The sequence below is a fragment of the Mycobacterium sp. 1164985.4 genome (assembly GCF_001668575.1).
Lineage (GTDB): Bacteria > Actinomycetota > Actinomycetes > Mycobacteriales > Mycobacteriaceae > Mycobacterium.
The window spans coordinates 57680-79431 of record NZ_LZMD01000074.1 but is presented as its reverse complement, the minus strand read 5'-3'; the positions used below and the strand labels follow the sequence as shown (position 1 = coordinate 79431).

The 21752-nt window shown below is 68.0% G+C and carries 23 protein-coding genes and 2 pseudogenes; 17 read left to right on the top strand and 8 right to left on the bottom strand.

Annotated features, from left to right (window positions below):
- Nucleotides 1-78 precede the first annotated feature (78 nt).
- The 6 genes and pseudogenes from A5650_RS15285 to A5650_RS15260 all read left to right on the top strand — a co-directional run bounded on the left by A5650_RS15285 (nt 79) and on the right by A5650_RS15260 (nt 6419).
- On the top strand, nt 79-2877 hold the full coding sequence (locus A5650_RS15285; RefSeq protein ID WP_067292975.1) for a helix-turn-helix transcriptional regulator: 2799 nt from the start codon (nt 79-81) through the stop codon (nt 2875-2877).
- A gap of 117 nt (nt 2878-2994) precedes the next feature.
- On the top strand, nt 2995-3660 hold the full coding sequence (locus A5650_RS15280; RefSeq protein WP_067292971.1) for a nitroreductase: 666 nt from the start codon (nt 2995-2997) through the stop codon (nt 3658-3660).
- Between the two features lie 114 nt (nt 3661-3774).
- Nucleotides 3775-4380: a sigma-70 family RNA polymerase sigma factor gene (locus A5650_RS15275; RefSeq protein WP_067292968.1), complete on the top strand. Its 606-nt coding sequence runs from the start codon at nt 3775-3777 to the stop codon at nt 4378-4380.
- Between the two features lie 8 nt (nt 4381-4388).
- A complete protein-coding gene (locus tag A5650_RS15270; protein WP_067292965.1) occupies nt 4389-5111 on the top strand; it encodes an SDR family NAD(P)-dependent oxidoreductase in 723 nt (240 codons plus the stop codon).
- A 29-nt stretch (nt 5112-5140) separates the two neighbouring features.
- The gene (locus A5650_RS15265) at nt 5141-5548 is read left to right on the top strand and encodes a cupin domain-containing protein (protein WP_067292963.1); all 408 of its coding nucleotides are present in this window, start codon (nt 5141-5143) and stop codon (nt 5546-5548) included.
- Nucleotides 5549-5555: 7 nt separating this feature from the next.
- Nucleotides 5556-6419: pseudogene (locus tag A5650_RS15260) on the top strand (hypothetical protein).
- 12 nt (nt 6420-6431) lie between these two features.
- Here the strand turns inward: A5650_RS15260 and A5650_RS15255 are convergent.
- Nucleotides 6432-7097 (bottom strand): nitroreductase family protein, encoded by a 666-nt coding sequence (locus A5650_RS15255; RefSeq protein ID WP_067292960.1) that lies wholly within the window; start codon nt 7095-7097, stop codon nt 6432-6434.
- A gap of 128 nt (nt 7098-7225) precedes the next feature.
- On the opposite strand from A5650_RS15255, the gene A5650_RS15250 reads away from it, so the two are divergent.
- Both A5650_RS15250 and A5650_RS15245 read left to right on the top strand, forming a co-directional pair.
- Nucleotides 7226-7783 (top strand): nuclear transport factor 2 family protein, encoded by a 558-nt coding sequence (locus tag A5650_RS15250; protein ID WP_067292957.1) that lies wholly within the window; start codon nt 7226-7228, stop codon nt 7781-7783.
- Nucleotides 7784-7790: 7 nt separating this feature from the next.
- On the top strand, nt 7791-8579 hold the full coding sequence (locus A5650_RS15245; RefSeq protein ID WP_067292954.1) for an SDR family oxidoreductase: 789 nt from the start codon (nt 7791-7793) through the stop codon (nt 8577-8579).
- 80 nt (nt 8580-8659) lie between these two features.
- Here the strand turns inward: A5650_RS15245 and A5650_RS15240 are convergent, their stop codons facing one another.
- Complete coding sequence (locus tag A5650_RS15240) at nt 8660-9871, bottom strand: cytochrome P450 (RefSeq protein WP_067292949.1); 1212 nt, start codon at nt 9869-9871, stop codon at nt 8660-8662.
- 47 nt (nt 9872-9918) lie between these two features.
- On the opposite strand from A5650_RS15240, the gene A5650_RS15235 reads away from it, so the two are divergent.
- Genes A5650_RS15235 through A5650_RS15225 form a run of 3 tightly spaced genes read left to right on the top strand, consistent with a single transcriptional unit; the run spans nt 9919 to nt 12015 of the window.
- Nucleotides 9919-10770, top strand: a complete 852-nt coding sequence (locus A5650_RS15235) for a TIGR03619 family F420-dependent LLM class oxidoreductase (RefSeq protein WP_067293224.1) — start codon at nt 9919-9921, stop codon at nt 10768-10770.
- Nucleotides 10771-10808: 38 nt separating this feature from the next.
- Nucleotides 10809-11579, top strand: coding sequence for an SDR family NAD(P)-dependent oxidoreductase (locus A5650_RS15230; protein WP_067293221.1), 771 nt, complete (start codon nt 10809-10811; stop codon nt 11577-11579).
- Between the two features lies 1 nt (nt 11580).
- Nucleotides 11581-12015: a VOC family protein gene (locus A5650_RS15225; RefSeq protein WP_067292946.1), complete on the top strand. Its 435-nt coding sequence runs from the start codon at nt 11581-11583 to the stop codon at nt 12013-12015.
- Nucleotides 12016-12019: 4 nt separating this feature from the next.
- On the opposite strand, the gene A5650_RS15220 is transcribed toward A5650_RS15225, so the two are convergent.
- Together A5650_RS15220 and A5650_RS15215 are read right to left on the bottom strand one after the other, a co-directional pair.
- Complete coding sequence (locus A5650_RS15220) at nt 12020-12763, bottom strand: SDR family NAD(P)-dependent oxidoreductase (RefSeq protein ID WP_067292943.1); 744 nt, start codon at nt 12761-12763, stop codon at nt 12020-12022.
- A 66-nt stretch (nt 12764-12829) separates the two neighbouring features.
- On the bottom strand, nt 12830-13462 hold the full coding sequence (locus tag A5650_RS15215) for a TetR/AcrR family transcriptional regulator (protein ID WP_067293217.1): 633 nt from the start codon (nt 13460-13462) through the stop codon (nt 12830-12832).
- A gap of 189 nt (nt 13463-13651) precedes the next feature.
- Between A5650_RS15215 and A5650_RS15210 the strand changes: the two are divergent.
- The 4 genes and pseudogenes from A5650_RS15210 (at nt 13652) to A5650_RS15200 (ending at nt 16262) form a co-directional block, all read left to right on the top strand.
- Nucleotides 13652-14518 (top strand): annotated as a pseudogene (locus A5650_RS15210) (SDR family NAD(P)-dependent oxidoreductase).
- 118 nt (nt 14519-14636) lie between these two features.
- A complete protein-coding gene (locus tag A5650_RS27145; protein WP_197501889.1) occupies nt 14637-14795 on the top strand; it encodes a DUF7218 family protein in 159 nt (52 codons plus the stop codon).
- A gap of 67 nt (nt 14796-14862) precedes the next feature.
- Entirely contained in the window at nt 14863-15570 is a 708-nt protein-coding gene (locus tag A5650_RS15205) for a DUF899 domain-containing protein (protein WP_067292941.1), read from the top strand.
- A gap of 35 nt (nt 15571-15605) precedes the next feature.
- Nucleotides 15606-16262 carry a hypothetical protein gene (locus A5650_RS15200; RefSeq protein ID WP_067292938.1) on the top strand — a complete coding sequence of 219 codons (657 nt, stop codon included), beginning with the start codon at nt 15606-15608 and terminating at the stop codon, nt 16260-16262.
- Between the two features lie 7 nt (nt 16263-16269).
- On the opposite strand, the gene A5650_RS15195 is transcribed toward A5650_RS15200, so the two are convergent.
- The 4 genes from A5650_RS15195 to A5650_RS15180 form a co-directional block, all read right to left on the bottom strand.
- Nucleotides 16270-17340 carry a M42 family metallopeptidase gene (locus A5650_RS15195; protein WP_067292935.1) on the bottom strand — a complete coding sequence of 357 codons (1071 nt, stop codon included), beginning with the start codon at nt 17338-17340 and terminating at the stop codon, nt 16270-16272.
- A gap of 65 nt (nt 17341-17405) precedes the next feature.
- The gene (locus tag A5650_RS15190; RefSeq protein WP_067292931.1) at nt 17406-17639 is read right to left on the bottom strand and encodes a hypothetical protein; all 234 of its coding nucleotides are present in this window, start codon (nt 17637-17639) and stop codon (nt 17406-17408) included.
- A 23-nt stretch (nt 17640-17662) separates the two neighbouring features.
- Nucleotides 17663-19120 carry a protein adenylyltransferase SelO gene (locus A5650_RS15185; RefSeq protein ID WP_067292927.1) on the bottom strand — a complete coding sequence of 486 codons (1458 nt, stop codon included), beginning with the start codon at nt 19118-19120 and terminating at the stop codon, nt 17663-17665.
- A gap of 82 nt (nt 19121-19202) precedes the next feature.
- On the bottom strand, nt 19203-19448 hold the full coding sequence (locus tag A5650_RS15180) for an ANTAR domain-containing protein (RefSeq protein WP_067083832.1): 246 nt from the start codon (nt 19446-19448) through the stop codon (nt 19203-19205).
- Between the two features lie 194 nt (nt 19449-19642).
- On the opposite strand from A5650_RS15180, the gene A5650_RS15175 reads away from it, so the two are divergent.
- Together A5650_RS15175 and A5650_RS15170 are read left to right on the top strand one after the other, a co-directional pair.
- Nucleotides 19643-20536 (top strand): mycobacterial-type methylenetetrahydrofolate reductase, encoded by an 894-nt coding sequence (locus A5650_RS15175; RefSeq protein WP_067292923.1) that lies wholly within the window; start codon nt 19643-19645, stop codon nt 20534-20536.
- Nucleotides 20537-20618: 82 nt separating this feature from the next.
- Nucleotides 20619-21734 carry an FUSC family protein gene (locus tag A5650_RS15170; RefSeq protein ID WP_067292919.1) on the top strand — a complete coding sequence of 372 codons (1116 nt, stop codon included), beginning with the start codon at nt 20619-20621 and terminating at the stop codon, nt 21732-21734.
- Nucleotides 21735-21752: the final 18 nt, after the last annotated feature.

The window sequence follows — 21752 nt, the reverse complement described above, 5'->3', positions numbered from 1 at the left end:
GCGCACGCCTCGTACGATCCAAGATCAGATCGGGTAACCGGCGACCGTCGCGGGTCCACCCAGAACGCGGTGGTGTCTATGTCTGGCCAGGGTGCAACGCAAGTCCTGCGTGGCCGTACCCAGGAATGCAAGACGCTGACGAACCTGGTCTCGACCGTCCGATCCGGCAGCTGTCAGGTGCTGGTACTGCGTGGGGAGGCGGGTGTCGGGAAGACGGCCCTGCTCGACTACGTCTGCGAAGCCGCGTCCGGATTCCAGATCGTGCATGTCGCCGGGGTCGAATCGGATATGGAGCTCGCTTTCGCCGGACTGCAGCAACTGTGTGCTCCGCTGATGACGCATCTCGACGCGATCCCCGAACCGCAACGCGAGGCGCTCAACGTCGCATTCGGGCGCGGAGTCGGGGAGACACCCGATCGCTTCCTGGTCGGCCTCGCGGTGCTCAGCGTGCTGGCCGCCGCGGCCGACGAACAACCGGTCCTGTGCATCGTCGACGACGCACAGTGGCTGGACCAGGTTTCGGTGCAGACGCTCGGCTTCATCGCGCGACGACTGCTCGCCGAGCCGGTCGGGCTCGTGTTCGCGGTGCGCGACCAGCCCGAGCTGCTGTCCGGTCTGCCCGAACTACCGGTCGAGGGACTGTCGGACACCGATGCGCGAGAACTGTTGGAGTCGGTCATGTTCGGTGGGATCGACCCACGGGTGCGCGACCGCATCATCGCCGAGACCCGCGGCGTTCCGCTCGCGATCCTCGAGGTGCCGCGCAGCGTATCGGCGACCGAGCTGTCCGGCGGCTTTTGGATATCCGGTAAGCGCTCGTCGACGGCCGCGGTCGAACAGGGCTTCATCCGGCGCATCCAGGCGCTGCCTCGCGCGACCCGGCAGCTGCTGCTGATCGCCTCCGCCGAACCCATCGGCGACGCCGCGCTGTTCCTGCGCGCCGCAGCGCAATTGGGCATCCCCGTCGACGACCTGGCGCCCGCCGAAGCCGACGGCCTGATCGAGTTCGGCCCGCGGATGCGCTTCCACCACCCGCTGATTCGCTCCGCGGCCTACCGCGCCGCCGACTTGGCGGATCGCCGGGCGGTCCATCGCGCGCTCGCCGACACGACCGATCCGGCGACCGACCCCGACCGTCGCGCCTGGCATGCGGCCAACGCCGCGGCGGGACCGGACGAGGCGATCGCCACCGAGCTGGAGGATTCCGCGGCGCGTGCCCAGAGCAGAGGCGGAATGGCGGCGGCAGCAACGTTTTTGGAGCGCGCGACCGCGTTGACGGCCGACCCGTCGCTGCGCGGGGCGAGGGCGCTGACGGCGGCGTACGCCAAACGGGACGCCGCCGCGCCGGAAGCCGCGCATGAGCTGCTCGCGATCGCCGAACTCGGCCCGCTGTCCGAGTTGCAGCAGGCGCTGATCGCGCGGCTGCGGGCGCAGATGGACTTCGTGCGCAGCCGGGCCGGCGAAACCGGCGCGCCGCGACTGGCGGACACCGCGCCCCCGCTTCTCGACGCCGCGCGCCGCCTCCACAGCGTCGACGGATATTCGTCGCGGGAGGGCTACCTCGAGGCGATCGCTGCGCTGATGTACGCGGGCCGCCTCGGCGAACCGGATGCGCTCGTGCGCGCCGCGGAGGACGCGCGGACCGCGCTGCAGGAGGTCTCGGAGCTTCCCCGGGCGATCGACCATCTGCTCAAGGGGGTGGCGGAGCGGATCACCGGCGGGGTCGGCCGGGGCGGGGCCACGCTACGTGCGGGTTTGGAAGCGATGTGCGAGCAGGCGAATTCCGACGACGGCGCGGTCGGCCGCTGGCTGAAGGTGCCCGGGTTCCCGATACTGCAGGAGTCGTGCGCCCACGAACTGTGGGACCACCGGCTCCTGCTCGAACTGTCGACTGCGGCGGTGCGTTACGCCCGCACCTCCGGCGCGCTCGCCGGGCTGCCCCGAGCACTCATCTACCGAGCCGGGGTACACACGCTCGCAGGCGAATTCGCGTCGGCGGCAGAGCTTCTCGAAGAAGCCGCCTCGATTACCGCGGCCACCGACCACAATTCGCCGGTGCGATACCACTGGGTGTTGCTCGCGGCGTGGCGGGGTGACGTCTCGCAGGCGGGCCCGCTGCTCGAGAGCGCGGCGTCCGGCGGGATCGCCAGGGGCGAAGGCCGTCTGCTCGGGCTTACCGGCTACGCAACCGCGCTGCTGTACAACGGTCTCGGTCGCTACGAGGAGGCGCTGGCCGCCGCCCGCGACGCATGTGATTACGACGACTTCGGAATCCATGGCTGGTGCCTGTTCGAACTCGTCGAGGCCGCGACGCGGACCGGCGACGACGATGCGGCCCGACGCGCCCTTGAACGGCTCGAGCAGCGGGCAGGTGCCAGCGGTACCGACTGGGGTCTCGGGGCGCTGGCCAACGCACAGGCCCTGCTCGCCGACGACGACACCGCCGACGGCTTCTTCGTCGAGGCCATCGAGCGCTTGGACCGCGCCGGAATCGTGGTGCATCACGCCAGGGCCCGGCTGCTGTACGGCGAATGGCTGCGCCGGGCGAACCGACGGATCGACGCCCGCCGTGAACTCACCGACGCCCATGAGACTTTCACGCGAATCGGCGCGCAGGCATTCGCCGAACGCGCACGCCGCGAACTCGTCGCCACGGGGGAGAAGGTGCGCAAGCAGACGGCGAGTTCGGGCGGCGGCGACCTGACGGCGCAGGAAGCGCAGATCGCCCGGCTGGCCGCCGACGGTCTGACGAATCAGGAGATCGGCGCGCAGCTGTTCATCAGCACGCACACCGTCGAATGGCATCTGCGCAAGGTGTTCGTCAAGCTCGGCATCACCTCGCGCCGACAGCTCCGCAACATGTCGTGGGCGAGCTAGCAGACCACACAGAATCCCTAATCGATTCGGACCACGCGCTTTCCAGGGTTCGATTAGCCGCGACTGTCGGCAGGCTTGAGGTAGCCGTCAAGGCATCGAACCGAAAAGCAGGTCACCATGAACGTCTACGACGCGGTCAAAAGCAGACGAGCCGTGCGCCGATTCACCGGCGAGCCGGTCCCCATGGAGGTGCTCGAGCGTGTGCTCGACGCGGCCCGGTGGTCGCCATCGGGATCCAACCTGCAGCCGTGGCGCATCTACGTCGTGACCGGCGAACCCCTCGAGCGGCTCAAGAAGCTCGCGACGGAGCGCGTGGCCGCAGGCGACCCCTGGGACGAACGCGAGTACCAGCTGTACCCGGCCGATCTGAAATCGCCATACAGCGAGCGCCGCTCGGCCTTCGGTAGAGAGCGGTACAGCGCGCTCGGAATCGAGCGCGAGGACTGGGAAGCCCGGCAGCGCGCCGCGATCGCGAACTGGGACTGCTTCGGTGCTCCTGCAGCGCTGTTCTGCTACGTCGACCGGGACCTCGGTCGGCCGCAGTGGGCGGATCTGGGCATGTATCTGCAGACCGTGATGCTGCTCCTGCGCGCGGAGGGATTGCACAGCTGCCCGCAGATGTCCTGGTCACAGGTGCGCGAGACCGTTGGAGACGTCGTGCGGGCGCCCGACGACCTCATGTTGTTCTGCGGAATGTCGATCGGCTACCAGGACCCTGACGAGGTCTACATCCGGACGGGGCGAGCCCCGCTCGAAGAGACCGTCGGCTTCGTCGGCGACTGACCGTGGTGATCCGCTGCCGACCACGAACCACGGACTACGGGTTTTCAAGGGTCCGCTTTACTCCGCTAGCGACGAGCGTGGGGTGTGACACCAGCGACTCGAGGAGATCGGATCATGACCATCACGTCCCTCCCCACCAGGACCACCCAGGACGCGGAACTCGCCGCGCGGTTCGCCCGCGATGCCGAGCCGCTCTTCGAGGTGCTGGCGCGCGGCGCACGCCGGCTGGCCCGCAGCCACGCCGACGCCGAGGACCTGCTTCAGGACACCCTGCTGCACGCCTATGCCGGGTTCTCGTCCTTCCAGGAGGGCAGCAACCTCAAGGCGTGGCTGTTCCGCATCCTCTACCACCGATGGGTCAGCATCCACCGCGCCAAACAGCGCCGCGTGACCGAGGTTTCGGCCGACTGCCTGACCGACGGTGACCTGGGCGGCGCCGCGGCCCGCGGAGGGGGCGCCCGTTCGGCCGAGGCGGAGGTGCTCGACGCGCTACCCGACGGTGACGTCAAGTCCGCAATGGCCGCAATGCCCGAGGGCTTCCGCGAGGTGCTGTTCTACGCCGATGTCGAGGGCTACACCTACGCCGAGACAGCCGAGATCCTCGCCATCCCGATGGGCACCGTGATGTCGAGGGTTTCGCGGGCCAGGCAGCGCATGCGCATCGCGCTCGCCCACCTCGCGCACGGCGGCACCACAACCCCCGAACCCTGCATCGCTTGAGGAACGAAATGGAATTGGCATACAAGAACGCGTTGATCACCGGCGGCACCGCCGGGATCGGGCTCGCCTGCGCACGGCTGTTCGCGCGCGAGGGTGCCGCGGTGATCATCACCGGTAGGGACGCCGAACGGGGCAAGCGCGCCGCATCGGGCATCGACGGCAACGTGCGCTTCGTCCAGGCCGACCTGTCGGACATGGACTCGGTGGCGTCGCTGATCGAGCAGGCCGGCGACATCGACATCCTGGTGAACAACGCCGCGAACTTCCCGTCGGCGCTGACCGTCGACCAGCAGGTCGACGCGTTCGGGAAGACCTTCGACACGAACGTCCGCGGCCTGTACTTCCTGGCGGCCGGTCTGGTGCCCGGAATGTTGCAGCGCGGCCATGGCGCGATCGTCAATGTGACGACGATGGTCGCCTCGAAGGGTGTGCCGGGTGCGGGCGTCTACAGCGCGTCCAAGGCCGCCGTCGAATCGCTGACTCGGACGTGGGCCGCCGAATTCGGTCCGGGCGGTGTGCGCGTCAACAGCGTCGCGCCCGGACCGACGAAAACCGAAGGCGTGGAGGCCGAATGGGGCGAGGTCAACGAGGAGCTCGGCCGTTCGCTTCCGCTCGGGCGAACGGCACGGCCGCGAGAGATCGCCGAGGCGGTGCTGTTTCTCGCTTCGCCGCGCGCGAGCTTCGTCACCGGTTCGGTGCTGCACGCCGATGGCGGCGGCGCCGCCGTCTGAAGCCCGAAACTCCCGAAAGGAGAACGACAATGACCAACATGCAGGACACCTCGTGGGAGGACGCACTGACGGTTGTACAGGAGGTGCAGCCGCCCACCATCCCCGCCGGTGCGCACGCGATGACCGTCGTCATCGACTACCCGCCGGGAAGCCCCGGCGCGCCGCCTCACCGCCATCCCGGCGGCCCCGCCTTCGGTTTCATGCTCGAAGGCGAGATGCTCTTCGAGCTCGAAGGCCAGCCGCCCCGGGTGATCCGGGCGGGCGAGGCGTTCTGGGAGCCCGGCGGTGACGTCATCCACTACTCGGACGGCAACAACCGCGACGACACGCGCTGCCGCTTCACCGTGACCATGTTGTGCGTACCGGACCAGCCGATGCTCGTGCTCGTCGATGAGACCGAACTCGAAGCGCGCAAACACCTGCGCGTGCAGGGGTGAGTTCTCGGTGTCCAGGATTCTTTTGCAGACGACGATCTGCGCCCATCTCGACGACTGGGACATCTCCCGGTTCTCGCTGCTGGCTGACGAACTCCGCGCCGCCGGGCACGAAGTCGTCGCCCGCAACCGTGTCGACGGCGACGACCCCGTGCTGAGCCACCTCGACCAGCTTGGCTACGACCAGCTGTGGTTGATGGCCGTCGACGTCGGCAACGGGTTGACCCCCGCCGACGCCGAGGCGATCATGCGGTTCCGCTACGACGGCGGGGGCGTGCTCACCGCCCGTGATCACCAGGATCTCGGCTGCTGTCTCAACCGGCTCGGCTCGCTCGGCCTGGTCAACGAATTTCACGACGCGACAGTCGATCCGGAGATCATGTGCGACGACCGGGACACGCCCGACATCTCGTGGCCGAACTATCATTCCGGAGCCAACGGGGACTACCAGCCGGTGTTGACATCCGAACCCGCTCACGAACTGATGCGCACCGACCAGACCGCCAGCGGACGGATCGAATGGTTCCCCGCGCATCCGCACGAGGGCTTGGTTTCGGCCGACGGCGTGCCGAACGCCACCGTGCTGGCCCGGGGTCGGAGCGCGTCGACGGGCCGGGTGTTCAACCTCGCGGTTCTGGTCGACGGTGAACGTGCGCCGGACGGAAGGCCGATGGGCCGTGCGGTCGCCGAGTCGACGTTCCATCACTTCGCCGACTAGAACTGGGACATCTCCTGCGGTGCACCGTCATTCGTGACCGAACGGCCCGGCTCGCAGATCAAGGAAGACCCGTCGCGACTCGATGCGTTCAAGGACTACGTCCGCAACGTCGCTGCGTGGTTGCATCCCGCCGCCCGGCTGTCGGTCGCAGTTTGACGAGTCCGAGGCTCAGCGCTTGCGGGCGCCCGCACCGTAGATGATGTCGCTGCGGTCGGCGTCCCAGTGGTTGCGGAAGACGACGTCGGAGATCGGGCGCCGGCGCACTGGGCCGTGCCGACCGCGCGGCCATCCCACAACGACGTGGCCGGCCAGCGCCCAATCGTCGGGCACGCCGACGGCCTCGCGGATCAGCTTCTCCCCGTCGTAGGAGGCCCAGCTCGTGAAGCACGCTCCGAGCCCCTGTGCGCGGGCGGCCAGGTAGAAGTTCTGCATCGCCGGGAAGATCGAGCCGCCCTGCAGGAACTCCGAGGCGAACTCGTTGCGGTACGCGGTGAACAGGACCGAGGTGAGCCCGCCGGCGCGGTCGTGCAGTTCGTAGGTGGCGCGGTTGTTGCGGGCGGCGCGGCTGGTGTCGTCGTCGGCGGGCCGGCTCATGCCGTAGATCGACTCGATGGACCGCAGCGCGGCCTCCGCCGCCTTCGCCACCACGGCCCGCTGTTCGGGCGAGTCCAGAATGACGAACCGCCACAGTTGGGCGTTGGCGCCGTTGGGAGCCCAGGTCGCGGCCTCCAGGCAGCGCTTCAGCGTCGCCTCGTCGACGGGTTCGTCGGTGAACCGGCGGATGGCCCGCGCGGTCGCCAGCGTCTCCCAGACATCGTTGGTGGGCTGCGGCATGCTCCTCCGTTCGGCGGTCCTGCTCCTGCCCGTCGACCTTAGCGGGAAGGACCGGCGCGTTGAGGGAATGCTATACGATCGTATAACGTGCTGTACGCCCGTATGATACGCCACGGAAGGGGCCCGCCATGACCACCGCCGACGATCTCGACCAGCTGCGCAGCCGGCTGCAGTACGTCGAGGACCGGATCGCGATCCTGGACTGTGTGATGAATCAGGCCCGCGGCCACGACCGTCACGACGCCGAACTGATGTCGAGTGTCTACTTCTCCGACGGCGTCGACGAACACGGCCCCGTGGTGAAGGTCGGCGCCGAGTACGCCGAGTACGCCAACAACGCTCACAGCGCGGTGTTCGAGGACCACTTGCACAACATCACCACCCACACGTGCGAGATCGACGGCGACGTGGCCCACGCCGAGAGCTACGTGATGGGGTCGATGCGGGCCAAGGGCGGCAAGGTGGTCGCGCTGATGGGCGGGCGCTACCTCGACCGTCTCGAACGCCGTGACGGCGAGTGGAAGATCGCGCTGCGGCGCTGCACGATCGAGTGGATGATGCAGGGCGACTCGTCGGTGCTGGCGTCCGGCGCGGTGAAGGGCTTCATCAAGGGCAAGTGGGACCGGACCGACCTGTCCTATGCGCGGCCGCTGCAGATGGACAGCGAACCCGTCGACCGGTGGTGAGGCCCTGATGCAGCTGGCCGGACGGTTCGCGCTGGTAACCGGCGGAGGCTCGGGTATTGGTCGCGCTGCTGCGCAACGACTTTCGGCTGAAGGCATGCGCGTGTGCGTCGTCGACATCGACGCAGACGCCGCCACGGCGGTGGCGGACGAGGTCGGGGGGCTGGCGGTGGCGTGCGACGTCGCGGACCCCGATCAGGTGGCGGCGACGTTCACCCGGTGCGTCGAGGACCTCGGCGGGCTCGATCTCGCATTGCTGAATGCCGGGATCACCGTGCGGTGGTCGGGCGACATCGGCTCACTCGACCTCGCCGACTACCGGAAATCGTTGAGCGTGAACCTCGACGGCGTGGTGTACAGCACCGCGACGGCCGTGCGCACGATGCGCTCCCTTCCTGACGGTGACCGCGCAATCCTGGCGACGGCGTCGCTCGCTGGGCTCATGCCGTGGCATCCCGACCCGGTCTACTCGCTCGGCAAGCACGCCGTCGTCGGCTTGATGCGCTCTGTCGCTCCCAGCCTGGCCGCCGAGCGCATCGCGGTGCACACGATCTGCCCGGGTATCACCGAGACCGGTGCGCTCGGCGACCGTCGCGCGCTGGTGGAGGGAATCGGCGTGCCGGTGATGGATCCGGAAGCCAGCGCCGATGCTGTCGTCACCGCGGCGACTGCGCCGCTGGACGCGACTGGGGCGTGCTGGGTCGTCCAGCACGGAAGAGACCCGTGGCCAATGCAATTCACAGAACTGGACACTCCGGACAACCGGCTCAATGTGCCGGCGGGCCGCTCCCGACGCTGATCGCGGGGCCCGTTTGTGCATCCAGCGACGCCTTCCCGGCGTGTCGTGTCACTGAATGCACAATCGGTGGGGCCGACGCCTCAGCCGAGAACCGCGGGCATTGAGTCCCAGCCGCGCACCGTCGCCGTGGGCGCCCGCACGGCGTTGTCCGCGTCGACCGTCCAGTCCGGCCAGCGCTTGAGGATCTCTTCGAGGGCCACCCGGCCCTCGACGCGGGCCAGCGAAGCGCCGAGGCAGAAATGCGTGCCCCGCCCGAACGACAGGTGGTTGTTGGCGGCGCGGTGGATGTCGAAGGTGTCCGGGTCGTCGAACTTGCGGTCGTCGCGGTTCGCCGATCCGCTCATCAGCAGCAGAGCGCTGCCCGCCGGGATCGTCTGGCCGTGGTACACCACGTCGTTGGCGACATATCGAGCGATGTGGTGTACCGGTGGCTCGAACCGCAGCACCTCCTCGACGGCGCCGGCGATCAGGCTCGGATCGCGGCTCAACTCACGCCGCTGGTCCGGGTGTTCGCCCAGCAGCTTGCCAAGCCAGCCGAACAACCGCCCCACGGTCTCGGTCCCGGCGTTGGCGATAACGCCGAGGAAGACCAGGAGTTCCTCGGTGCTCAGCCGCCGCACGGTGCCATCGACGTCGGTGAATTCGACGTTGAGCAGTTCGGTCACCAGATCGTCCGACGGGTTCTGCTCGCGCCAGGCGACGTACTCGCGAAACATGTTGCCGTTGAAGTAGTTGTTCTTGCTGACCGGCAACGGCTCACCCGGCTTGTTGCGCAGCCTGCGACCGGCGACACTGCGGACCGACCGCTGCAGCGAGTCCGGCATGCCGACCAGCATTCCGATGACGCGCATCGGCATCTCCGAGCCGAGATCGGTGGTGAAGTCGAAGCGATCTCCGTTGCGCAACGGATCCAGGCACGCCGCGCAGAAAGCGCGCACCTGGTCCTCGATGGCCGCCATCTTCCGCGGTGTGAACGCGCGCGACACCAACAAGCGGTGCACCGCGTGCAGCGGCGGGTCCTCGTTGATGAAAACCCCCAGCGGCATGACTGGTTCGGCCTTGACCACCTCGAGGATGTCGCCCTTGGCCGAACTGAGGTTCTCCACATCGCGCAGCGCGGTCTCGACGTCGGCGAACCGGCTCAGGCCCCAGAATCCGAACTTCTCGTTGTAGTAAACCGGGGATTCGTCCCGCAGGCGGCGGTAGACGGGATACGGGTCGACGTCGATCGCCACGTCGTACGGATCGTAGTAGAAATCCTCGGAAGACGTTGTTGTACGAACGTATGGCATTGTACGATCGTATGGCACAACCGGTGGCGACGTAAAGGAGCGTGGCGGTGGATCTCGGGTTCGTCTCGCTGAACACGCCACGCGACCTCCAACCCGACGTCCTCGGCGCCGAACTCGAAGCCAGGGGATTCGAATCGCTCTGGGTCGGTGAGCACCCACAGATACCCGTCGCCGCCAAAGAGCGGGTGCCCGGCGGTTTGCTCGCATCGCAGAAGCAGATGTGGGATCCGTTCCTGTCACTGCTGGCGGCCGCGCAGGCGACCGAGACGCTGCGGGTCGGCACCTCGGTAGTGCTACCGCTCGAACGCGAAATCTTCACCTTCGCAAAGGAAGTCGCGACGCTTGACCAGATAAGCCAGGGGCGTCTGGTGCTCGGTGTCGGGGTTGGAATGCGCGCCGAACTCGAGGTGGGCAGTTCGATCGCATGGCGGGACCGCTACCGCGCACTGGCGGACATGATGGCCGCACTCGAGACGCTGTGGACCGACGATGAAGCCGAACACCACGGCGAATTCTACGATTTCGCGCCGGTCTGGAGCTACCCCAAACCACACCAGCAACCGCATCCGCCGCTGCTGGCGGCTACCACCGGGCCCAAGGCGACGCGTGAGTGCCTCGGCTGGGCCGACGGGTGGCTGCCAGGCGACGCCGCATTCCGTGATCTGCCTGCGGCGCTTGCCGACTATCGCTCTACGGCGGAGGACGTCGGACGCGACCCCGCCGCGCTCGATATCACCGTCATGGCGTGGGGAGATCCGAAACCCGAAAGGCTGCTTCGCTACCGGGATCTCGGAATCAACAGGGTGGTGCTGGGCGGCGGCCGTCGTGACGGCGACGATCCCTCGACCACGTTGGCCTACCTCGATCGCTACCTCACCGTCATCGACGAACTGCGTTGACGCGCAAAGCCACAGACCCACCAAGAAAGGACATGACCGTGAACGACAGATTCTCGATGGAGGGACGGGTCGCCGTCATCACCGGCGGAGGGACCGGAATCGGCCGCGGTTCGGCGCTGACGCTGGCCGAGCGCGGCGCCGACATCGTGCTCGCCGGTAGGCGAACGGAACCGCTGAAATCCGCCGTCACCGAGATCGAGGCGCTCGGCCGCCGCGCGCTCGCGGTGCCGACCGACGTGACCCAGGCCGATGCGTGCCGCGAGCTGGTCGCCACGACGCTGACCGAGTTCGGGCGGCTCGACGTTCTGGTCAACAACGCCGGCGGCGGTGAGACGAAGTCGATCATGAAGTGGAGCGACGACGAATGGCAGCACGTCCTCGACCTCAACCTGTCCAGTGCGTGGTACTTGTCTCGTGCCGCGGTCGAGCCGATGATCAAGCAGGGCAGGGGTTCGATCGTCAACATCTCGTCGGGCGCCAGCCTGTTGGCCATGCCCCAGGCGGTGGCCTACGCCGCGGCCAAGGCCGGGCTGAACAATCTGACCGGATCGATGGCGGCCGCCTGGACCCGTAAGGGCGTGCGGGTCAACGCCATCGCCTGCGGGGCAATCCGTACGCCGGGGCTCGAATCCGACGCGCAGCGACAGGGCTTCGACATCGACATGATCGGGCAGACCAACGGAGCCGGCCGCGTCGGCGAACCCGACGAGATCGGTCACGGCGTGTTGTTCTTCGCCTCCGACGCGTCCAGCTTCTGTTCGGGCCAGACGCTGTACATGCACGGCGGCCCCGGCCCGGCGGGGGTGTGACATGGGAGTCAGCCATGTCGGTCTGCGCGTACGCGACCTCGACGCGTCCAAGCGGTTCTACGAGGCGCTCGGCTTCGCCGAGGTGAAACGCCTGACGATCCCCGACGAAATGGCTGCTGGGCTGCTTCCGCTCACGTCGCCGATCGGGTTCGAAGCCGCCTACCTACAGCAGGAGGACGGCTTCGTCCTGCAGCTGCTGACGTTCTCGGGGCACCCGGCACCCGATGAGCCTGAACGCGGCATGGTCGGTGCAGGCCTGACGCACCTGTCGATCGCCGTCGACGACATTGCCGCGGCACAGGCGGCGCTCACCTCCGCGGGCGGCACGATCGTCGCCGACCCCGGCGGCGGATTCGCCTGCATGGCCCGCGATCTCGAGGGTCAGCTGATCGAGTTGGTGCACAACAAGGTGCGACCCGTGCCGCCCGCCGGTTAACGCGTCACAGCACCGCGCCCCCGTTGACGCCGATCACCTGCCCGGTCACGTAACCCGCTGCCTCCGAACACAAGAACGCACACGTCGCCGCCACGTCGTCCCCGGTGCCGAGGCGGCCGGCGGGGATGGCCCGCACCAGCACCTCGGCCGGGGGCAGCTTCTTGGCCCGCTGGTGTTCGCGCAGCATCGGGGTGTCGATCACGAATGGCGGAATGGTGTTTGCGGTGATGCCCCGCGAGGCGTACTCCGCTGCGACGGTCTTGGTCATCGCGATGACCCCGCCCTTGGTCGCCGAATAATGGCCCTGACGGACGGCACCGGTCTGACCGGCAGCCGACGAGATCGTGACGATCCGCCCCCACTGCGAAGCGACCATGTCGGCCAAGGCGGCCTGCATACACAGGAAGGTGCCCGTGAGGTTGACCGCCAGGTAGCGGTTCCATTCGTCGAGGGTGATTTCGTCGAACTTGGTGAAACCGGCCAGCGCCGCGCTGGTTACCAGAATCCCGGTCGGCCCCAACGACGTACGTGCCGCATCAAACGCCTGTTGTACGGCGGCCCGATCGGACACGTCGGCCTGGATTCCCACGGCGCGTGCACCCGACGCCTGCATCTCGTCGGCCACCTGGGATGCGGAGTCGAGGTCGACGTCCACGATGGCGACGGAATGTCCGTCGCGGGCAAGATGTTCGGCAATCGAGCGGCCCAGCCCCGAGCCGCCGCCGGTGACCACTGCCACGCGGTTCACGCTTGTCCCCTTGCTGTCGCACCACTTGCTGTACGAACGTACAAGTCATACAGTCGTGTAGCAAGCTCAGCGACGGGTGGTCGACCTTTTCTTGGGCCTACGTTGCGCGGGCCGGGGTTCGATTGCGTCGAGGTACTTTTCGACCGCCTTGACGACCTCGGTGTGTGACGCGTCGACGCCGACCCCCTCCTCGAGGTTGAGGAACTTCGGGATCCCGGTGATCAACAGCACGGCGGCGCCCAGCGACAGATCACCGTCGAGACGGGTGCGAGCGCCGTACCGCTGCGCCAGTGCGTCGACCTGGATCTTGCGGACCCGGTTGGTGACCTCGGCGATCTCGGATGCGATCGACTTGCGATGGTTGCCCAGCGCCATGAATTCGGTGATGAGGGCGCCGGTCGCCTCGTCCCAGCTGTACTCCCACAGCGCGTGCAGGGGATCCTCGGACCGGGTCTCGAGCGCCTCGCTCAACACCGCGAGGTTGCGCTCGGAGTAGCGTCGGATCGCCGCGAGAAAGATGTCGTCGAGCGAGGGGAAGTAGTACTGCACCAGGCTCGCGGTGACTCCCGCCTTGGCCGCCAGCGCGCGATAACTCACGCTGGCGTACCCCTCCTCGAGCATCATCTTCTCGACGGAGTCCAGCAGGATGTCGCGTGTCTTCGACGTCTCGGCGCCGACGCGGCGGGGCGATGCTGCCATCGTCACCTCTCAGATTGGCTGACGAATATTCTCGCACCTGCGGTGGCTTCGGCTGCGGGTGACGCCGACATGCGGTTCGTCAGAACGCATCCGACTGCCGCGCTCTTCACAGGTCGACTCGACCAAGCACGCTATACGAGCGTACAGTACAGCGTCGTAGGAAGTCGGACGTTCGAGGAGAGTGATCAGGTGACCGAGACCGTCGCGGTGGTGACAGGGGCCAGTCGCGGTGCGGGCGCGGGCATCGCGCGTGCGCTCGGCAGCCACGGCTGCACGGTGTACGTCACGGGGCGCACCGAGAACGGTGCCGACACAGAGGGTTCGGGATTGTCGGGCACGATCGATGAGACGGCACAAGCGGTCACGGATGCGGGAGGCAAAGGCATCGCCGTCCGCGTGGACCACGGCGACGACGACCAGGTCAAGGCCTTCTTCGATCGGGTCGCGCGCGAACAGGGCCGTATCGACGTATTGGTCAACAACGCCGCGCTGGTCCGCGACGAGATGATGGGCCGCACGAAGTTCTGGGAAGAGCCGCTCAACGTCATCGACACACTCGACGTCGGGCTGCGCAGCAGCTATGTCGCAACCGTCTATGCCGCGCCGCTGATGCTTCCCCAGCGCAGCGGCCTGGTCGCGTTCACGTCATCGTCGGGCGCCGTGCATTACGCATTCGGGCCGGCCTATGGAGTCCCGAAGGCCGGCACCGACAAGATGGCCGCCGACATGGCCTTCGACTTTCGGGAATTCGGCATCGCCGCGGTGTCGATCTGGATGGGTTCGCTGTTGACTGAGCGGGTCCGCGGGATCATCGCGGGCAACCCCGAGAAGTTCGGGCACATTGTCGACACCGCCGAAACCCCGGAGCTGACGGGCCACGTCATCTGGGCGCTGTATCGGGATCCCGCCCTGATGTAGGTCAGCGGCCAGACGCTGATCGGTGCGGAGTTGGCGGTCAAGTACGGCATCAAGGACGACGGCGACCGGCAGCCACCGTCGTACCGGGACATGTTCGGTGTCCACCCGGCCGAGCAGTATCCGCACGTCCTGCGGTGATATGTGCACGCTCGCCGGGGCGTGAGCGTGCACAAACTGTCGAGATTTCGCGGTGTGTCGTGTGCAGACACGCACGCTCGCGGGTATTCGGTGCGGACCACCATCAAGGAGGGCCACCATGGCGAAGGATCACGGTTCCAGCGTCAAGAACGACAAGCAATACGAGGGTCTGCGCAAGAAGGGCATGAGCAAGTCCCGAGCAGCGGCGATCGCCAATACGCCCGATGCCTCGAAGAAGGGCGGCAAGAACTCCAGCGGCGGCAAGAAGAGCAAATAGCGATGACTTTCGGCCGCTGAGTCGGTCATAACCTGCGACTGCCCCACCACCGCAGGAGGAACGCCCGATGTCCGTCACGACTCAACCAGCCGCCTTACCCCCCGTCGTCGACCATGCGACGTGGCGCGCCGCGCTCGATGACCTGCGCCGCCGCGAGAAGGCGGCGACGCGAGAACTGGACGCCATCGCCGCCCAGCGCAGGCGGCTGCCCATGGTCCGGATGCCCGATTACACATTGATCGGCAAGAAGGGCCCGGTTCGCCTGGCCGACATCTTCGAAGGCCGCTCGCAGCTGATCGTCTACAACCACATGTGGTCCGACGGCGCGGAATGGCAGTGCGGCGGCTGCACCGGCTTCACCTCACAGTTCACCCGCCTCGAGTTCCTCGACAACTACGACGCCCGCTTCGTCATCGTCACCAACGGCCCGATCGAGGAGGCGCTGGCGTACCGCGCCAAGGTCGGCAACCGGATGGACTGGTACTCGTCCTCGGAGAGCTCGTTCGGCGCCGATGTCGACGCCGCGCCCGGTGAAGGATTCGGGGTGAACGTGTTCCTGCGTGACGGTGACACGGTTTACCGGACCTGGCACACCAACGGCCGCGGCACCGAACAACTCAGCCACACGTTCGCGCTCATCGACGTGCTTCCGTGGGGCCGCCAGGAGGAGTGGCAGGACTCGCCGGAGGGTTGGCCGCAGCGGCCGACCTACTCGGGCTGGCTCGACTCGCCCGACATCGCGCGGGCCTACGGTCCAGGTGCCGAGCAGGGCTGAACCGCTCGATTCCGCCCCGGTGGCATCCTGGCTGCATGGGCTTGATCATCCGCCTGCTCGAGCTGCTGATCGTGCTTGTTCCGCTCGTCGGCGTGCTCTACGGCGGATGGCGGGCCGTGGCGGCGGCCCGCGCACGCCAGGACGGCCGTCGCGAAGAGATCGCCACCGATCCGCCGCGGCGCGTCGCGGGTCCCGGCGTGCAGTGGCAGGCGATCGCGCGGGCGGTGAAGGCGCACGACCGGGTCGACACCCGCTGGCTCGAATACGAACTCGACGTCGCGAAGCTGCTCGACTACCCGCTGATGACCGACATGCGCGACCCGTTGACCGAGCGATTTCACCGGACCAAACTGCGCGCGGACCTGTTGCGCCCGGCCAAGGCGGAGGATCTCGTCGACGATGCCGGCGCGGCGCGCGAGTACGTCGACGCCGTCACCGACTACGTCACCGCGTTCGAGGCCGCCGAGAGCGAGGCGGTCCGTCGTCGGCGCAGCGACTTCTCGGCACAGGATCAGCAGCGCATCGCTCGCGCCCAGAGCATGTTGCGCATCGCGACTGACACCGCGGCCACCCCGCAGGAACGCGAACGCGGCTATGACCTCGCCCGGCGCGAACTCGACGGGCTGCTCGTGTTACCCGAGCGCGCCCGCGCGGCGATCGAGCGGGGAATCGCCGGCGAACTCGACGGCTGACCGCGAATCACACACCGCGCCGCAGGAATTCGGCGAGCGTCGCGGCCATGTCCGGAATCGCGTGTCGCGCAATGACTTCGTAGCCGTGCGTGCTGAGCGTGGGCAGGCACAGCAGGCCGGCACGAGCCGTGAGCCCGCTGGCTTTCGCGTGTGAGGCATCGGATTCGAACGCGCCGAGCACCGCGGGCTGAGGCGACAGCCCGAGGTCGGTGGCGGCGCAGATCAGCGCGTCGGCGACGGTCTTGTCGTAGATGGTCTCGGCGTCGCTGTACGCGACGATCGGGCCGCCGCTGCACGTAGTGCCGTACTCCTCCTCCGTCGGACCCACCTCCAGTGCCAGGGTCAGGTCACCGGGCAGAGCGCGGCTGGCGAATGTGCCGCCGACACCGCCGACCTCCTCGCTGGTGGTGAACACGAGATAGGTGTCGCGTGCGGGGCGTCCCTCGTCCGAAGTGAGCCGGCCGGCCGCGTCCAGCAGCGCTGTGACCGCGGCGCGGTCATCCATGAAGTAGCACCCGAGGTAGTCGGAGCCGACGTCGATCAAGGTGCGCTTGCTGCGGTGCACGCACGCCCGTGTGCCCGGTTTGATCCCGGCTTCGGCGAGCTCCTCCCGACTGTGGCCGGTGAAGACGTACACGTGCAGCCAGTCCAGCGCCTGATCTCCCTGATCGGGTTTGGTCTCCCAGATGCGCGCGCTCTCCTTGGTGGTGTGCTCGGAGCCGAGCGTCAGCACGCCGCAGACGGTGCGCTGGTCGCCGAGCAGTGCAACGGGGCCGAGGCCGAAGTTCCCCGGATACATCGTGCCCAGCGGCGTCATGCGCAGGGTTCCGTCGTCGTTGATGCGCTTGACGAGCATCGACAGCTCGTCCATGTGCGCCATCACGCGGATCGCCTGCGCCTGCCGGTCACGGCCGTGGATCAGGCCGACGAGGTTCCCCGCCTCGTCGACCCACATATCGTCGGCGTGCGGCTCCAGCTCGCGGCGGCACACCTCCCGCACGGAGTTCTCCTGGCCGCACGGGCCGTACGCGTGGAGGAGCTCTTGCAGCAGGTCGCGGCGCAGCGGTTCGTCGGGCATAGATCTTGAATTGCCCCCACCGCGTCGGCCTAACCTTCGTCGTCACCCGGCGGGGGCGCCTCAGATCACTGCGTGACCGGCGGATGCGGGTAAGGCGGCGGAACCGGAACGCACAGCCCCGTGCTGGTATCCAGAGCCTTGCCGTCGACGCAGAACGACGAGCACCCGTAGATGACGCCGGTCTGGCCCGGCGGGCAACAACAGTTGCCGGGCTGTGCCGCGGCGACGACGGGCGAGACGGGTGCTGCCGCCAGCGCGGCCGCGAAAAGCCCCGCGGTCAAATGCCGTCGCAAAGTCATGAACGCAGTCTAGGGCCGCCCGGTCAGGTCCCACAGAAGGTTCGGTACTTCCCGAAATCCTCCGGCGCGGGCTCGGCGTAGCGCGCCAGCCTGGGACGCTCGTCGTACGGCGCGGTCACGGCGTCGAGCAGCCGGTACAGCGGCTCGAGGTCACCGCCGGTCGCGGCGGTCAGCGCCTCCTCGACCAGATGGTTGCGTGGAATGTAGACCGGGTTGGCGCGGTCCATCAGTGTCGCGTCGGGCCGCAATGCGTGCCAGCGCGCCAGCCACTCGTCGAAGGCGGGCAAGTCGAGGAACAGTCCGCGCGCGGGCTCGTCGTCGCCGCGGGCGGCGTGTCCGAGCTGGCGGAAGAACGAGGTGAAGTCGACGTGGCTCTGGTGCAGCTGGGCGATCAGATCGTTCATCAGCGGCACCGCGATCTCGTCCGGCTTCTCCGCCAGGCCAAGTTTTGCGCACATGCCCGCGGACAGGGCGTCCTGGAACTTGGGCGCGAAGCCGGCGAGGCTGCCCTCGGCGATCGCGATCGCCTGCTGCTGGTCGTCGGCGAACAACGGGAGCAGGGCCTCTGCCAGCCGGGCCAGGTTCCACACCGCGATGGCCGGCTGGTTGCCGTAGGCGTAGCGGCCCCACGAGTCGATCGAGCTGAACACGGTGTCGGGGTCGTAGGCTTCCATGAACGCGCACGGCCCGTAGTCGATGGTCTCGCCGGAGATCGTCATGTTGTCGGTGTTCATCACGCCGTGCACGAAACCGACCAGCATCCACTTCGCGATGAGCGCCGCCTGCACCGCGATCACCGACTCCAGCAGCGCGACATACGGGTTGCCCGCCTCGGCGGCCTGCGGGTGGTGCCGGTCGATCGCGTGGTCGGCCAAGCGCCGCAGCAGATCGATATCGCCGGTGTTCGCGGCGTACTGGAACGTGCCGACCCGCAGATGGCTGCTGGCCACCCGCGCCAGCACGGCCCCCGGTAGCGGCGTCTCGCGCTGCACCGGGCGTCCGGTGGCGACCACGGCCAGCGACCGGGTGGTCGGGATTCCCAGCGCGTGCATCGCTTCGCTGACGATGTATTCGCGCAGCATCGGTCCGACGGCCGCCAACCCGTCGCCGCCGCGGGCGAACGGCGTCGCGCCGGACCCCTTCAGGTGCAGGTCGCGCAGCTCGCCGGAGGTCGTGGTGAGCTCGCCCAGTAGCAGCGCGCGCCCGTCGCCCAGCCGCGGCACGTATCCGCCGAACTGGTGTCCGGCGTACGCCTGCGCGACTGGAGTGGCCCCGCCGGGCACCTGCGTGCCGACCAGCAGCCGCAGCCCGTCCGGTCCGCGCAGCCAGGTCGCGTCGATGCCGAGTTCGGCGGCCAACGGTTCGTTGAGGACAAGCAGCCGCGGATCGGGCGCCGCCTCGGCCTGCCAGCGCACCGCCAACTCGGGCAGGTCGCTGGCATAACGGTCGGCGAAGGTGACGGCGGTGGGTGCGAGGCTCACTCCATCCACAGTACGAGCAGCCGCGGCTCCTCTTCGTTTGTGAAACCGGCGACGGTTCGGGGCCGCTATCGCGTCGCTGGATTCACAACCGAGCGGGCGTCTGCAGCAGCGCACCCCATTCGGCGAGCACCGCGGTCCGTGCCGCCGCATTCGGGCATTCCGCCTTGCCGCCCGCAGCCGTGACGAGCGCATCGGCGAGCGTGAACAGCGGCACCTGATGTTGTTGGGCCGCGCGGATCATCTCGCGAAACGCCTCGTCGACCGTGCAGTGTCGAAGAGCGATGAGAACACCTTCGGCGGTGTCCAGGCATTGTCGTCCGGGTGTCATGGCTCCGTTGGTACCAACCGCAGTCGGCAGGTAGGTGATCGAGAGCTGGGAATCGGCTGCGAGCCCTCGAGAGGCGGCGCCGGAACGCACTGTCTGTATGGTGAGGCTTCCCGAGGGAGCGCGGGATTGGAAAAAATCGGGTCAGCGAGGACCTGCCGCGCGCGGGAACCAACCGTCGGATGAGGAGCAGCCCGGTGACGCTGAACACCATCGCGCTCGAACTCGTGCCGCCGAACGTCGAACGCGGACACGAGCAGGCGTTGGAGGATGCGCAGAAGGTGCTGCGATGCTCCGCCGAGACGGGTCTCGACGGCCGCATCCGGCACGTGATGATTCCCGGCATGATCGAAGAGGACGATGACCGTCCCATCGAGATGAAGCCGAAGATGGACGTGCTCGACTTCTGGGCGGTCATCACCCCCGAACTGTCCGGGATGAACGGCCTGTGCACGCAGGTCACCGCGTTCATGGACGAACCGACGCTGCGCCGTCGGCTCACCGACCTGTCCAGCGCAGGATTCGACGGCATCGCGTTCGTCGGGGTTCCGCGCACGATGAACGACGGCGAAGGCACCGGCGTCGCACCCACCGATGCGCTGTCGATCTACTCCGATCTGGTGCCCAACCGCGGGGCGATCCTCATCCCGACCCGCGACGGCGAACAGGGCCGGTTCCGGTTCAAGTGCGATCAGGGCGCCACCTACGGCATGACCCAGCTGCTGTACTCGGACGCAATCGTCGGCTTCCTGCGCGACTTCGCCGCCGAGACCGACCACCGCCCGGAGATCCTGCTGTCATTCGGGTTCGTGCCGAAGATGGAGAGCAAGGTCGGCCTGATCAACTGGCTGATCCAGGATCCGGGCAACGCGGCCGTCGCGGCGGAGCAGGAGTTCGTCAGCAAGCTCGCCGCCACCGAACCGGCGGAGAAGCGCAAGCTGATGGTCGACCTGTACAAGCGCGTCATCGACGGCGTCGGCGACCTCGGCTTCCCGCTCAGCATCCACCTGGAGGCGACCTACGGCGTTTCGGTTCCGGCGTTCGAGACGTTCGCCGAGATGCTCGACTACTGGGCCCCCGACAAGGCCTGACGGTTTACCCCCGCGGTGCGCGGGAAGGCCTCACGACGTGGTCGGCAGTCTCATACCGCGTCTGCGTCGCGCCTTGACCCAGGTGAGGCTCGATCGCGAAACCGCGCTCGCGTTGTTGAAGGGCGTCATCGCGTCCACGGTTGCGTGGCTTTTGGCCACCGAGGTGTTCGGTTCCTCCCACGCCACCTTCGCGGCGTTCTCCGCACTGATGTTGGTCGAGATCACGATCGCGGACTCGGTCGCGAAGGCCGTCCGCTACACGGCGGCCATGCTCGCCGGCATCGCCCTGGCGGGCGCGGTCGTTTGGATGTGGGGTGTGGCGGTATGGCTGTTCCCGGCGATCCTCGTCGTCGCGCTCGTGATCGGGCGGTGGCACCGGCTGGGCAGCCAGGGAATCAACGTCGCGGTCGCGGCGATCTTCGCCTACGGAGCGTTCGCGCTGCCGTCCGGTGGCGCGTCGGCCGGTAGCCCGCTGCCCTCGATCGCGGGGATGGTGCTGTTGGGCGCCTCGGTGGCACTCGTGGTGGCCTTGGTCGTCGCGCCGCCGTTGCGGTACCGCAGCGTGCGCTACGCCGTCGAATCGGTCAGCGGGTCGATGATCGACCTGCTCTCGGATATGGCCGACGGGCTCTCGGGCGGCGAGGTGAGCGACGACGAGGCCCGCGACTGGCGGTGGCGCGCCGACACCCTGCCGAACAAGGCCGCGCAGGCGCGTCACACCCTCGCCCACGCCGTGCGCACGACGAAGCTCAACCTGCGCCGCCTACTGGTCCACACGGACACCGGGGTGGCGGGACACAGGGTGACGGTCAACGCGCTCGAGCGGATCGGTGAAGAGCTGCGCTGGGTGGCCACGGGGGTCGCCCGCGCCGTCGCGCGCGACGAGTCGGGTGCGCAACACGACGAATTCCTCCGCCGCTACGGCACGTTGCTGGCGGCCGTACGCGACGCCGTGGCCGCCGCGGGGGAGATGCACACTGTCGAGGACTTCAGCGGCCGGCCGCTGACCGAACAGGCCCGTCGCTGCCGGGCGGCGTTCAACGAGTTGACCGAGCACGTGCAGAACCGGGAGCTCGACCGGCCGACCCAGTGGGCCATCTTCGGCGGGTTGTACACCGACGCCGAGCGCCTCTGCGACGAGATCGACTCCGCCCGTGAGGCTTACGCGACCTCCGGTGGCGCGGTGCGGTCCACGTAGGACCCCGTCGGCCGCCGA